The organism is Leucobacter denitrificans, from assembly GCF_014396385.1.
Classification (GTDB): domain Bacteria; phylum Actinomycetota; class Actinomycetes; order Actinomycetales; family Microbacteriaceae; genus Leucobacter; species Leucobacter denitrificans.
This window is the reverse complement of the sequence record NZ_CP060716.1, coordinates 2,081,564-2,093,640: the sequence shown is the minus strand read 5'-3', so window position 1 is coordinate 2,093,640 and position 12,077 is coordinate 2,081,564. Positions and strand designations below refer to the sequence as shown.

The window sequence follows — 12,077 nt, the reverse complement described above, 5'->3', positions numbered from 1 at the left end:
TCGTTAACTTTCGACCCGAATTCAGAACATTCTGTAGCGGAATATTTGCGAGATTTATGCTGTTGAATTGTGGTGAGGGCGGCCATCGGGCCCCACGTCGAAACATTATTGGAGGCATCGCGTTGGCTACCGCACAAATTGCTGAGTTCACGCCCGAATCTGGCGCAATCACCATGTTCTCAACCGAGTGGTGTGGGTACTGCAAGCGGCTCAAGGTGATGCTCGACGCAACCGGAATTCCATATACCGAGGTCGACATTGAGAACACCCCGGGCACCCCAGAGCTCGTTGAGCAGGTAAACGGCGGCAATCGCACGGTTCCCACTGTCGTGTTCCCTGATGGATCGACCGAAACGAACCCATCACTCAACGATGTGAAGGCGAAGCTCGGTCTCTAGCGATCGAGCAGGTAGGGCGGCTACCTAGCCAAAGTTCAGCCGCACCTCGGCGTAGCGTTCCTCAGGAACAGTCTTGAGTTTGCCCACTGCCTCAGCAAAGGGCACGAGTTCAATGCGGTCTCCCCTGAGCCCCGCCATGTTGCCCCATTTTCCGGCAAGCGCGGCGTCAGCTGCGGCTATGCCAGTGCGTGTTGCGAGCACCCGGTCGAAGGCGGTTGGCGATCCACCCCGCTGAACGTGCCCAAGAACGGTCGCACGCGTTTCTATGCCGGTGCGCGACTCGATGATCGGCGCGATCACCTCGGCAATGCCTCCGAGTCTCGGTCGACCCATCTCGTCGACACCCTCTCGCGTGACCGTTTCGCCGGTATCTGAAAATGTGAAGCCCTCTGCCACGACCACGAGCGACGACCGGCCGCGGTCTCTCACGCTCATGACCCAATCGCACACCTGATCGATGCTCTCTGGGAACTCTGGGATCAGCGTAAGTTGCGCACCACCCGCCATGCCGGCGTGCAACGCGATCCACCCAGCGTCTCGGCCCATGACCTCGAGCACCATGCACCGGCTGTGCGATTCACCGGTCGTGCGCAAGCGGTCAATGGCCTCTGACGCAACCGAGACCGCTGTATCGAACCCGAAGGTGTAGTCGGTGCCGCAGAGGTCGTTGTCGATGGTTTTCGGTAGACCCACGACCTGAATTCCATGGTCAGAGAGTATTTTTGACACGGTCTGCGTTCCGTTACCACCGATAAGCATGAAGCCGTCGATGCCGTACTCAGCCATCTTCTCGCGAAATTCGCGCATCTCTTCATCGGTCGGGATCGTGCCGAATGGTGGAACCCTGCTTGTGCCGAGAAACACGCCGCCGAGTGGCGAGATACCGCGCACGGCTGGCCGGTCGAGCTGCACGAACTCGCCCTCATGAAACCCACGCCAGCCGTCAATAAACCCGATCATCTCGAAGCCGTGCACGTCAACGCCACGCAACACGGCACCGCGAATCGCGGCATTCATTCCGGGACTATCGCCGCCCGAGCAAAGCACACCAATACGCATGTGCACCATGCTAGCCGCGAGCGACGCTACGGGGCCTGCTGCACCGCCTGCGTGAGCACGCTAATGAGTGCGAGCAACTGCACCGGATCTGCGTCTTCATCAACCGCTGCGGCACCGTCGAGCGCGCGCGCTGCGAGACCGGCCTTGCCGTCAATGAGTTCTGCGATCTTCGCATCGATCGTCTGTGCGGCGATGATGCGCCACGCAAACACTGGCTCCTCCTGGCCGATGCGGTGCACGCGGTCGATTGCCTGCGTCTGCTCGGCGTCAGTCCAGCTGAGCTCAGCGAGCACGACGTTCGAGGCTGCCTGCAGGTTCACTCCGACGCCAGCGGCTGTCAGTGAACATACGGCAACCGACACCTCTGGATCGTTGTTGAAGGCGTCGATCTGTTCCTGCCTGAAGGCAGCAGTCTGGTCGCCTCGAATCGAGACGGTGCGAAGACCGGCTTCGGCGAGCTGGCGCTCCGCCCGATCCATCACATCGATGTGCTTTGCAAAGAACACGACCTTGCCCACCGAGCGCGCGAGCTGTGCGGTGTAGTCAACGGCGAGTCCGGCCTTGGCCTCACCGATGGTGCGCACCATCGAGAACACGTTCATGCCGTCTGCCGAAGCGTTCGACTCTTCGAGCTCTTGCGCGCACACCATGCGAATGATCGCCTCGTCGCTGAGCTTCGCGCCGAGCTTGCCGTTCTTGACTGCGGTAAACCGGTCGAGCAGCTTCTTCGCGAGCTTCGCCTCTGCTTCTTTGATGCCACGACCCAGCTCGTCGTCGAGTTCGACTGGCAAGTCGACCACGCGCTTAGATGGCAGATCTGCCGCCACATCAATCTTGCGCCTGCGCACGATGCCCATCTCGACAACGCTCTGCCTGGCATCGCGGTAGAACGACGAATCTGCCGGGGTCCATCCGTTGTTCTCGAGCTTCGCGAGGAGTTCAGAACCCGGCTTCTCGCCGTCAGTCCACCCCAGGTAGCGCCAAATCGCACGGAAATCATCGATGTCATTGATGAGCGGCGTACCAGTGAGTGCAATGAGCAGTGGATCGGAACCGCGCATGCGCTCACGAATACTGTCGGCGATCGCGAGCACGTTGCGTGAGCGCTGCGACTGCGTGTTCTTGATCATGTGCGCCTCGTCGACGACCATGCCGCGGAACCCGAATCGTGAGATCCAACTCAGGTGACGGTCGAGAATGTCGTAGTTCACCACGAAGACATCCGCAAACGCATCCATATCATCGCCGTCGCCGTGGATCACGGTCACTCGGCGCTGCGGTGTCCACCGCTCGACCTCGCGGGCCCAGTTCATCTTTACGACGTTTGGTACGACAACGAGCAGCGGGTAGGCGTCGGCAACCGACGCCGCAATGACCGACTGCGCGGTTTTGCCGAGGCCTGGTTCGTCGGCGAGCAAGTAGCTGCGGTGCCCCTCACTCACGCTCGCGAGAAAGCGCGCCTGGTGCGGCATGAGCTCGCGCCCTGCGGGTGAGAGTCTGTCAGGAATCGGCGCCTCGGGAAGCGGCATGCACGCCGCACCGTTGCCACCCTGCTCGAACGACTTGAGCAGCGGCGTAAGTAGCTCCCAGTTCGCGAGGCGTACCACCGGAGTCGGACGCTTCGGCGCCGCGAGCGACGGCGCGAGGAACGGGTTTGCGAGCATACGAGAGTCGATGCGCGCGGGCTCAACCTGACGTTCAGCGAGCTCAGGCGGCACAAACGCCTTTGCCTGCGCCGCTACGCTCTTCTCTTCTTCTGGCAGCTCAATACCAGCCTGCTCAAGCATCTTGCGCTTCAATTGGCGCGTCGAGTCACTAATCGTGGCAGTTGGTTCGAGCAGCGCGATGAGGCTCGTGTCGCGAGCCGCGGTCTTTGCGAGGATCGACGCGACCCCGTCAAGACGCTTCAGCGTCTCAGCGCGCTCAGCGTCGCTCACCGCTTCGTCTGTCTTTACCCGAGCACGCTCTTCGCGCATGAGCAGCGCGATGACCTGAAACTTGGTGCGGTTCTGCGGGCTCGCCTTGCCGCGCTGGGCCGAGGCCTCAACCTCGCGCACCGCCCGTGCGAGCAGCGGAATGATTCCCTCGTTGTGGGCATGCTTGCGGGGTGCACCGGCTCGTGATTTGCGTGAATGCTGGCGCGTGGCAGTCGTAGTTGCCAATTCATCTCCTGATGGATACTCGCCTGCGACACTGAAGCGCCGCATTGTGGCTGGAATAGCTGCTATCGCCGAGAATCTGAGCCGTGGATTGCACGGGATTCGATAGACGTTACGCAACCGTGGCTCAATACTAACACTTTGAACCTGAGGTTCTGTGGGTGATCGACAAATTTACTAAGTGAGCGGCAAATTACCGACGATCGAGTAGCGCTCGTGTCTCGGCAACATCGTCGTGCATGCGCGCGATGAGCGCCTCCGCAGATTCGAAGGGCAGCATCGGGCGGATCCGCTCAGCGAATCGCACCACTATCTCTTTGCCGTAGAGATCACCCTCAAAATCGAGCACGAACGCTTCAACCCGCGGTTCGCCCTGTGGGTCGAACGTCAAGTTTACGCCCACCGAAATTGCGGCCACACGCTCGACCTCGTCGATCACGACGCTGCCCGCGTACACGCCATCCGCGGGAATGAGGCCCTCGACGTCGCCGAGGTTCGCAGTAGGGAACCCGAGCTCGCGCCCCCTCGCATCACCGTGCACAACGGTGCCCCGCACCGAGTACGTGCGCCCCAGCATCTCGCCGGCGAGCGCAACGTCGCCAGCGCCTACGGCCTCACGAATTCGCGACGACGAAACGGCACCCCGAGCAACGTCGGTGACCTTCTCGACAACGTCGACCGAGAAGCCCTGATTCGCCCCCCGCTCGCGAAGCATGGCGGCATCGCCCTTGCCGAGATGACCGAACCGAAAGTCGGTGCCGAGTAGCACGTGCTTCGCGTGAAGCACCTCCACCAGCAAGTCGTCAACAAACTGCTCGGCAGGAATCTGTGCAATCGCCTGATTGAACTCGACCATCACACAGTAGTCAATGCCCTCGGCCTCAATGAGTTCGAGGCGCTGCTGCGGGCTCGACAGTGGCCTGGGACACGCGGTGGGATTCAGGTAGCTCAGCGGGTTATTTGAGAACGTGAACACGACCGACAGCAACCCGTGCTTCGTAGCCTCGCCACGCAGTGAGTCGATGATCGCCCGGTGCCCCCGATGCACGCCGTCGAACTTGCCGACAGCCACGACTGTCCCCTGAGAGAAGTCAGTGGATCGCAGCTCTTCGAGCGACGTGATCACCTTCATGAGACGCGCTTGCCCTCCTGATACAGCCAGATAAGGCCCAACACAGGCAGCACGAGCGGAATGTAGACATAGCCCTGACCAAATACCGACCATACCGATGGGTGACCAAAGAGTTCTGGTGCGACGAGACTCAGTGTGCCGACGATGAGCACGCCAGCAAGCTCAAAGCTCAGTGCCGCCCACGCGATCCACCGCCATGCGCCGCGGCCGCGCCGAATCAGTGCAATGGTGGCAAGAATGTAGACGACGCCGGCAACCGCAGAGAGCGAGTACGCGAGTGGCGCCTCATCAAACTTCGTGATGATTTGGTACAGCGACCGAAACGTCGCCGCGCAAGCAAGCACGACATACACTGCGATGAGGACACGCCCCAGTGCGCCCATTCGCTCGGCTCGTGTGGCCTCGCTCGGCGCTTCAACTACTTCAGACACGCGCTCAATCTTACCGTCGCCGCGCTGTGTGCGTGCTGCCTGCGCGAGTGCCTAGGCCAGACCCCAGATGACAAGCATGCGGTAGGTCATCACCGCAACAGCGAACCCAACGACCGCGAGCACGAGATTCGCCGCCCGGGTGCGGTCGACAAGCGCCCAAATACCCGCGCCCACGGGCAGCGCGAACGCGACGATGAGGTACATCCAAAACTCGAGCAGGTCGCCCTCGGGAGGGTTACCCGCGAGCGGGGCAATGATGCTGATGATGATCTGCACGAGCAGCAGGAGAGCAACGAGCAGCGTCGCCCCCATCGTGTAGTCGTTCGGCTTGCGCTTTCTCGCGGCCTCAACGATGCACACGATCGCTGCGGCCAGCGAGATCGCGATGGTCGCGATTCCGTACCAAAGAATCATGCTTCGCCCTTCTTGTCGCTGCCGTCCGTGCGCTCGGGTGCGGGGAAGTTCGTGACGACACGCGACCTCCCACCACGCACCTCAACCAGCCCTACGAGCCTGTCTGCGGCGTCGCCCTCGGCGGGCAAGATCGCCGCAACGAGGGGGGCTTTGTCTTGGCGCTTGGGATCCACATCGAGACGCTTGCCGTTCGCGAGATCGTGCGCCTCATCGACCGTGAGAGTGAGCACCGGAAACAGTAGCCGCGCAATGTCGGCCGGCGCATGGAGCGTGCCCGGGTCGCCGGGCGTCGTCTCGTCGCCGACGAGCTGCGCATGGGGCGTCGCGGCTTCAACCGAGAACGGGCCGACCGCGGTGCGCCTGAGTGCCGTAAGGTGTCCCCCAATTCCGAGGTCTGTGCCAAGGTCACGCGCGAGCGCACGAATGTAGGTGCCCGACGAGCAGCGGATCACCGCATCGATATCAATCACCTGGCCGTCATCGGCGAGCCGCACATTACTGATCTCAAACGAGTGAATCGTCACCGGCCGCTTCTTGAGCTCGACCTGCTCGCCCGCGCGCACACGGTCATAGGCGCGTTTGCCGTCGACCTTGATCGCGCTCACCGCGCTAGGCGACTGCTCGATCGCACCCGTGAGCTTCGCCACCCCGCTCGCGATGAGGTCAGGACTCGCGAAGACCCGCGCAACGTCGTCTACTTGGGCCGTCTCGGTTATCTCGCCCTCGCGGTCGTCAGTAACGGTCGAGGCGCCCAAGCGAATCGTCGCAACATACGTCTTGTCGAGGCCGACCAGGTGCGTCAGCAGCCGTGTCGCAGGTCCTGCTCCAAGCAAAAGCAGCCCCGTCGCCATGGGGTCGAGTGTGCCCGCGTGCCCAACCTTCCGGGTGCCAAGCGCGCGGCGCGATTTCGCAACGACATCGTGGCTCGTCCAGCCATCGGTCTTGTCTACGAGCACAATCGCACCCTGAGGCATCGCATCAAATCTCACCCCACTACCCTAGGCCACCCTGAACTGGCACACCTCACACACTGAATAGACTCGATGGCATGGACGCACAGCAGGCATCAGAGGCTCTGAACGCCTGGTATCTGCGAAACGCTCGGCCTCTGCCCTGGCGCGCCGATGGCACGACTGCATGGGGCGTGCTGGTGTCAGAATTCATGGCGCAGCAAACCCAGGTGGATCGGGTAATCCCCCACTGGCTCGAATGGATGGAGCGCTGGCCCACCCCCTCGGCTCTCGCGGCTGCCGAGCCAGGCGAGGCGGTTCGCGCGTGGAAGCGACTCGGGTACCCGCGCAGGGCGCTCTGGCTGCACCGTGCCGCCATGGAAATTGCTGAGCAGTACGGAGATGAGGTTCCCTCCGACGTCGACACGCTGCTCGGCCTCACTGGCATCGGGCCGTACACCGCGCGAGCAGTTGCCGCGTTTGCATTTCACGAGCGACACCCGGTCGTCGACACGAACACGAGACGAGTCATCGCGCGAGCCGTGCACGGCCTTGCTGCAGCTGGCATGCCAGCTGCGCGCGACCTGGTTGACATGGAGGCATTGCTGCCGAGCGACCGTGACTCCGCTGCGGTCTTCAATGCTGCCGCGATGGAACTCGGGGCCGTCATCTGCACGGCGCGAGCGCCCCGCTGCGACGAATGCCCAATCAGCCGCTGGTGCGAGTGGCGCGGTGCCGGGTATCCAGACAACGCACCAGCGAAGAAGCCGAAGCAAGCGGCGTTTCAGGGTAGCGATCGCCAGGTTCGTGGGCGGATCATGCAGCTGCTCCGATCCACCCACGACCCCGTAAGCCACGATGACGCACTCACCGCCGCTGCGCATGGCGGCGTCGCCGACGAACTTCAGCCGAAGCGCGCGCTCGACTCGCTGGTCACCGATGGGCTCGTCGTCGAATACGAGGGAGCCCTCAAGCTGCCCTAAGCACCAGATCCGAGTCAGAGTTTGCGTTCAAGACGCGCGATTTGACCGCATTCTTCGACTCGGATCTGCGCGGTGGATGATCAGCTAGTCTCGGCGCTCGTCGTCGTCGAGATCTTCTTCGTCGAGGCCATCTTCGTCTTCCTCGTCAAAATCGTCGTCAAGCTCGACATCGAGGTCGTCGTCTGCCTCGTCATCATCGGTCTCTTCTGGCCGCTCTGGCTTCGAGTACGGATCAGCGTCGCCCGCATACTGCGCAGAGGCGGCGAGAGAGCGCGACTCGTCGTCACGTCGCTTCGCCTCGGCGAGTAACTCGCTCAAGTGCTCAGCAGACGACGGCAGCTCATCGTGGATGAACTCGAGCGTCGGGGTGAGCCTGGTTCCAAGCTGCTTGCCGACCTCGGTGCGGAACATGCCGGTTGCAGCCTTCAGCGCCGCCGCAGTGTCGGCCTGCTCCTGCTCATCGCCATAGACGGTGTAGAAAATGCTTGCGCTCTGCAGATCACCGGTCACACGAACATCGGTGATGGTCACAAAGCCGAGCCGCGGGTCACGGAGCCCCTTATCAAGGCGACGAGCGACGATCTGGTGGATCCGCTCGGCGACCTTTCCTGCACGTGGATTACTCATGAGATAAGCCTACCCGCGCAGCGCCCACTCTTTACCCGTACGATTTGAGAAGAACGGTCTTTACGAGAGGTCAGCATGAACGACACGCCCCCGGTACCCGAGCAGCCAGATCCGCAGCAGCCTAAACCGCAGCAGCCTCGATACGCTCCACCAGTTTACGGAGCCCCTGGCGCAGCGGCGCCGGTACCTCCGGTGCCGCCAGTTCCGCCCGTGGCGCCAGCGCAGCAGCCCCAGTACGGGCAGCCTTCCTATGAGCAGCCTCAGAGTGGCCAGCAACCATACGGGCAACCGGCATACGGGCAGCCTCAGTATGTGCAACCACAATATGGTCAGCAACCATATGGGCAGCAGTACGGGCAACCGCAATACGGGCAGGCTCCATACGGCCAGCAATACCAGGCGCCTCAGTTCCAGAGTTACCCAGAGCCAGGACCGGGCGAGCCCTTTGACGGTGCAGCGCATCCCGACGACCTCTCACGCCCTCTGTACGGCGCGAGCATCGGTCAGGCGTTCGTACGCTTCTTCAAGAACTACGCGGCCTTCTCTGGCCGCGCGTCTCGAAGCGAGTACTGGTGGGTCGCACTCATGCTCTTTGGAGCTTGGCTGGTCCTCGCAATTATCGGTGGGATTGCTAGCGAGGCGATGTACTACTCCAGCTCAATCTCGTACTCGAGCATCTCAATACTTGAGTCGATGCTCGGATTTGTCGTCTTCGTCGGATGGGTAGGCATCATCGTTCCGTCACTCGCCATCACGTGGCGCAGGCTTCACGACGCTGACCTTGCTGGGCCGATGTTCTTCATCTCGCTCGTGCCCTTCTTTGGCGGGATCGTGCTCCTCATCTTGCACGCCCTTCCGTCGAAGGTGCGCGGGCGCCGCTTCGTTCGAAACAGGTAGCGTCAAGCGAAATTCGAGCGTCTTACGAAAGGAATTTTTCGGAGAGTTAGCCTGATGCTCAAACTTCGCTTGGCGCTAAGTCTGCTTAGGCGCAAACGCAAGAGCCTCCGTGAATATCTACTCACGGAGGCTCTTGCGTTGTATCGCGACACCTAAGCAAAACCTAGGTCACGCGACAGCTCATGACATTAGTCGCGCGGCTTCTCGACCATCTCAGTAGTCTCGATCTCGTCGCCGACCTGGATGTCGTTGTGCTTGCCAAGACCAATACCTGCTTCGAAGTCGGTCTTCACTTCAGTGACGTCGTCTTTAAAGCGGCGCAGCGACTCGATGGCCAGACCATCGGCGACCACGACGCCCTCGCGGATAACGCGCGCCTTTGCGTTGCGCGTGATGGTACCGCTGCGAACGATGACACCAGCAATGTTGCCGAACTTCGATGAGCGGAAGATCTCGCGAACCTCTGCAACACCCGACTGAACTTCTTCGTACTCTGGCTTGAGCATGCCCTTGAGCGAGCCCTCAATGTCATCAAGCGCGTTGTAGATGACGTTGTAGAAACGGATGTCGATGCCCTCGCGTGCTGCACGCTCGCGAGCCTTGACGTCTGGGCGCACATTGAAGCCGATGACGATCGCGTTGTCGATCGTCGCCAGATCCACATCGGACTCGGTGACCGCACCAACACCGCGGTGAAGAATACGCAGCTGCACAGAATCGTCGACCTCGATCTTCATGAGCGACTCTTCAAGCGCCTCAACGGCACCCGAAACGTCACCCTTGATGATGAGGTTGAGCGACTCAACCTTGCCATCTTCAAGCGCCTTCGTGAAGTCTTCAAGGCTGATGCGCTTACGAGCCTTCGCAAGCTGAGCATTACGCTCAACCGCTTCACGCTTCTCAGCGATCTGACGCGCGGTGCGGTCTTCGTCGGTGACGATGAAATTGTCACCTGCGCGTGGCACGCTCGAAAGGCCCTGCACCTGCACCGGACGCGACGGTAGTGCAGCCTCAACCGCGTCACCGTTCTCGTCTTGCATGGCGCGAACGCGACCGTACGCAGTACCCGCAACGATGGCGTCGCCAACGCGGAGCGTACCCGACTGAATGAGCACGGTAGCAACCGAGCCGCGGCCCTTATCGAGCTTCGCCTCAATGGCAACACCACGGGCGGCCTTGTTCGGGTTCGCACGCAGGTCGAGGCCAGCATCTGCGGTGAGAAGCACGGCATCGAGAAGCTCGTTGATGCCAATGTCGTTCTTAGCAGACACGTCGACGAACATTACGTCGCCGCCCCACTCCTCGGCAACCAGACCGAACTCGGTGAGCTGCTGGCGCACCTTCTCGGGGTTCGCTTCTTCTTTATCGATCTTGTTAACTGCGACCACGATCGGCACGTTTGCCGACTGGGCGTGGTTCAACGCCTCAATCGTCTGCGGCATGATTCCGTCGTCAGCAGCCACAACCAAGATCGCGATGTCGGTGACGCTCGCACCACGAGCACGCATGGCGGTGAACGCCTCGTGACCCGGGGTATCGATGAAGGTCAGTGCCCGATCCACACCGTCATGTTGGGTGTGCACCTGGTACGCACCGATGTGCTGGGTGATGCCGCCGGCCTCGCCCTCACCAACATCGGCGCGACGAATCGCATCGAGCAGTCGCGTCTTACCGTGGTCAACGTGACCCATCACAGTCACAACCGGTGGGCGTTGCTCGAGTACATCGTCACCCTCGTCTTCAAGCTCGGCATCGATATCGATGTCGAAGCCTTCGAGGAGCTCACGATCTTCGTCTTCCGGTGAGACGATCTGGATCTTGTAACCCAGCTCCTCACCAAGAATCTCGAATGTTGCCTCGTCAAGCGACTCGGTCGCGGTCGCCATTTCGCCGAGGTGGAACAGCACCGTTACGAGGTTCGAAGCACTCGTATCAATTTTCTCTGCAAAGTCAGAGAGCGAGGCACCACGGCGCAGGCGGATCGCCGTGGATCCGTTGCCGCGAGGTACGCTGACGCCGCCAAGTGACGGCGCCTCGCGCATTTCAAATTCTGCCCGCTTTGCCCGCTTCGACTTTCGTGCCTTGTTCTTAGAACCGCCACGACCGAACGCACCGGCCGTACCAGCGCCACGGCCGCCACGGCCACGACCCGCGAAGCCGCCACCCGGACGAGGTGCGCCGAAGCCGCCACCGGGACCACCAGCACCGCCGGGGCCGCCACCTGGACGGTTGAAGCCACCGCCGCCGCCACCCGGGCGACCTGGACCACCGGCGCCACCGGGACGGCCACCGCCGCCTGGACGACCTGGGCCACCGGCGCCACCTGGGCGGGGCGCTCCTGGGCGAGGAATATTACCTGGCGATGGACGATTACGGCCCATACCCTGGTTCGCCGAGAACGGGTTGTTGCCTGGGCGCGGTGGGCGCGGAATTCCCATGCCCTGGCTCGAAGCGAACGGGTTATTGCCTGGCCTCGGGCCCGAAGGCTTCGGAGCACCTGGCTTCGCACCAGGTTTTGCAGCACCAGGCTTCGCTGCACCGGGCTTTGCAGCACCAGGCTTTACAGCGTCAGACTTGGCCGCAGCAGGCTTGGCCTCGCCTGGAGTAGGCGCACTTGGCTTTTCTGCCTTGGGTGCAGGCTTTGGCGCAGCAGGCGCATCGGCCTCAGGCTTCGCAGCCGCAGCCTCTGGCTTGCCTGGCTTCGGACCGGGCTTGCCCGGCTTCGGAGCAGCAGACTTCGACGCAGCTGCCTTCGCCGGCGCGTCTTTCGCTGCTGCCTCACCCTCTGGCTTCTTAACGAGCTCTGGGTGCTCTTTAATGTATGCCTCAAGCTTGCGTACCGTCGGCGGCATGATTGTCGAGGACGGTGTTTTTACGAACTCATTGAGTTCGTCATTTAAGATTTCGACCGCTTTCTTGCTCTCAATATTGAGCTTTTTAGCGATCTCGCTAACGCGTGGGTTTGCCACTTTTCTCCTGTCTGGGGTTCACGCCAGACAGGCGAGAACCATAATTATCGGACGGGCC

General features: G+C 61.7%; 11 protein-coding genes. 3 read left to right on the top strand and 8 right to left on the bottom strand.

Annotated features, from left to right (window positions below; genetic code table 11):
• The first annotated feature begins 173 nt into the window (after positions 1 to 173).
• A complete protein-coding gene (locus tag H9L06_RS10080) occupies positions 174 to 398 on the top strand; it encodes a mycoredoxin (protein ID WP_246454544.1) in 225 nt (74 codons plus the stop codon).
• A gap of 24 nt (positions 399 to 422) precedes the next feature.
• Here H9L06_RS10080 and H9L06_RS10075 read toward each other — a convergent pair whose 3' ends face one another.
• From H9L06_RS10075 to truB, 6 genes are all read right to left on the bottom strand, one after another.
• Positions 423 to 1,457, bottom strand: a complete 1,035-nt coding sequence (locus H9L06_RS10075; protein ID WP_187555046.1) for a 6-phosphofructokinase — start codon at positions 1,455 to 1,457, stop codon at positions 423 to 425.
• A gap of 26 nt (positions 1,458 to 1,483) precedes the next feature.
• Positions 1,484 to 3,664 (bottom strand): DEAD/DEAH box helicase, encoded by a 2,181-nt coding sequence (locus H9L06_RS10070; protein WP_187555045.1) that lies wholly within the window; start codon positions 3,662 to 3,664, stop codon positions 1,484 to 1,486.
• A 145-nt stretch (positions 3,665 to 3,809) separates the two neighbouring features.
• The gene (locus H9L06_RS10065; protein WP_187555044.1) at positions 3,810 to 4,748 is read right to left on the bottom strand and encodes a bifunctional riboflavin kinase/FAD synthetase; all 939 of its coding nucleotides are present in this window, start codon (positions 4,746 to 4,748) and stop codon (positions 3,810 to 3,812) included.
• Entirely contained in the window at positions 4,745 to 5,131 is a 387-nt protein-coding gene (locus H9L06_RS10060) for a hypothetical protein (RefSeq protein WP_187556477.1), read from the bottom strand. Before H9L06_RS10060 ends, H9L06_RS10065 begins: the two co-directional genes overlap by 4 nt.
• Positions 5,132 to 5,230: 99 nt before the next feature.
• Positions 5,231 to 5,593 (bottom strand): hypothetical protein, encoded by a 363-nt coding sequence (locus H9L06_RS10055; RefSeq protein WP_187555043.1) that lies wholly within the window; start codon positions 5,591 to 5,593, stop codon positions 5,231 to 5,233.
• The gene (gene truB, locus H9L06_RS10050) at positions 5,590 to 6,567 is read right to left on the bottom strand and encodes a tRNA pseudouridine(55) synthase TruB (protein ID WP_187556476.1); all 978 of its coding nucleotides are present in this window, start codon (positions 6,565 to 6,567) and stop codon (positions 5,590 to 5,592) included. The genes H9L06_RS10055 and truB overlap by 4 nt, the downstream gene beginning before the upstream one ends.
• A 74-nt stretch (positions 6,568 to 6,641) precedes the next feature.
• Between truB and H9L06_RS10045 the strand changes: the two genes are divergently transcribed.
• Entirely contained in the window at positions 6,642 to 7,526 is an 885-nt protein-coding gene (locus H9L06_RS10045; RefSeq protein ID WP_187555042.1) for an HhH-GPD family protein, read from the top strand.
• An 84-nt stretch (positions 7,527 to 7,610) separates the two neighbouring features.
• On the opposite strand, the gene rbfA is transcribed toward H9L06_RS10045, so the two are convergent.
• The gene (gene rbfA, locus H9L06_RS10040; protein ID WP_187555041.1) at positions 7,611 to 8,153 is read right to left on the bottom strand and encodes a 30S ribosome-binding factor RbfA; all 543 of its coding nucleotides are present in this window, start codon (positions 8,151 to 8,153) and stop codon (positions 7,611 to 7,613) included.
• Positions 8,154 to 8,228: 75 nt separating this feature from the next.
• On the opposite strand from rbfA, the gene H9L06_RS10035 reads away from it, so the two are divergent.
• Positions 8,229 to 9,050, top strand: a complete 822-nt coding sequence (locus H9L06_RS10035; protein ID WP_187555040.1) for a DUF805 domain-containing protein — start codon at positions 8,229 to 8,231, stop codon at positions 9,048 to 9,050.
• Between the two features lie 188 nt (positions 9,051 to 9,238).
• On the opposite strand, the gene infB is transcribed toward H9L06_RS10035, so the two are convergent.
• On the bottom strand, positions 9,239 to 12,019 hold the full coding sequence (gene infB / locus H9L06_RS10030) for a translation initiation factor IF-2 (RefSeq protein ID WP_187555039.1): 2,781 nt from the start codon (positions 12,017 to 12,019) through the stop codon (positions 9,239 to 9,241).
• Positions 12,020 to 12,077 lie beyond the last annotated feature (58 nt).